Genomic DNA, 1,532 nt, shown 5'->3' on the forward strand with positions numbered 1-1,532 from the left:
GCCATGACGACCATCCTGCCGGACTCCGCCCAGGGGGGCGACACGCGGCGCGCTGTCACCACGCGCGGGTTACCCTTCCACCCGTGTCCGCGATCCGCCTGTCCGCCGTCGCGCTGCTCTGCGCGCTCGCCTCGACCGCCGTGAGCGCCGCTCCGGCATCGGCGACGAGTCGCCCGATCGTCTACCTGATCGTCGTCGACGGACTCGACGGTGACCGCTACGACGCAGGCAACATGCCGTTCCTGAAGTCGCTCGGAGGGACGTACTACAAGGAGTCGCGATCGATCATGGTCGCGGAGACGAACCCCAACCACACCGCGATGATCACCGGGGCCTACGGGAACCGGTCAGGTATCCCCGGCAACGAGTTCGCGCTCTACGCGCCGCTGGAGAACGGCGACTCGTGCAAGGCCACCGGTCCCCAGGACATCTCCAAGGCGCCGACGGTGACGTCGGGGGAGAACCACAACTGCGTGCTGGCGCAGACGCTCTTCGCCGCCGCCAAGCGGCAGGTCCCCGGCCGGTACGTCACCGCCTTCGCGACGGGCAAGCCCAAGCTCGGCCGACTCTTCTCGGGCCGCACCGTCGACCCTGCGAAGACCGACGCCGACGTGATCTTCTCGCCGTGCGGGAGCGACGCCACCGAGGAGGACGAGGCGTACTGCTCGAAGGTGCCGCTGAACCCCATCTCCGGGTACGCGCTCGACGACGGCACGGTGATGGACGCGGTGCTCGCGCAGATGTATCAGGGGCCGAACGCCACCCGGCCGGACTTCTCCTTCGTGAACCTGCACCAGGTCGACTCGGCGGGCCACGCGACCGGCACGGGCGCGGCCTACGAGCAGACCGTGCGCGACGCCGACGCGCAGATCAAGCGGCTGGTCGACACGCTCAAGGCGCGCAAGGAGTGGGATCGCACGGTGATGATCGTCGTGAGCGACCACTCGATGGACACGACCCTCACCAAGGTCACGCTCACGTCCCGGCTCGAGAGCGCCGGCGTCCCGTCCGACGCGTTCACGGTGGTGGAGAACGGCTCCGTCGACATGATCTACCTGCACGACCGCACCTCTCCCGACCGCTTCGCGCTGCTGGCGAAGATGCGCGCGGTGGTGCTCGCCGGCAGCGGCGTCGAGGAGGCGCTCTACCGCGAGGACAACCCGGCCGACGGCGGTGCCGCGCACACGGTGGCGACCGTGCATCCCGCGTGGCACGTCGACGGAGAGCGCCACGGCGACCTGTTCGTCACCTCCAAGCCGGGCACGTCGTTCTCCGACCCGAGCGGCTTCTCCAACCCGATCCCGGGCAATCACGGTGGGCCGCAGACGCGCGACAACCTGTTCGTCGTGACCGGCGGGTCGCCCGCCGTGAAGGACCAGGAGGTCGGCGGGACCGCCGCCCCGTTCTTCGACGACACGCTGATCAACGAGGGCTCGGCCGAGAACGTCGACTCGGCGACGACCGTCGCCGGTCTGCTCGGGCTCGATCCCCCCGCGCAGAACGACGGCCGTTTCCTCTCCGAGGCCTTCGAC

Annotated in this window: 1 protein-coding gene; it reads left to right on the top strand. The window is 69.7% G+C overall.

Annotated elements, in window-relative coordinates:
- Positions 1-83: 83 nt before the first annotated feature.
- A partial coding sequence (locus ABYE80_RS20745; protein ID WP_372792336.1) for an alkaline phosphatase family protein occupies positions 84-1,532 on the top strand: 1,449 nt, incomplete at its 3' end.

It is taken from the genome of Paraconexibacter sp. (assembly GCF_041602235.1).
Lineage (GTDB): Bacteria > Actinomycetota > Thermoleophilia > Solirubrobacterales > Solirubrobacteraceae > Paraconexibacter.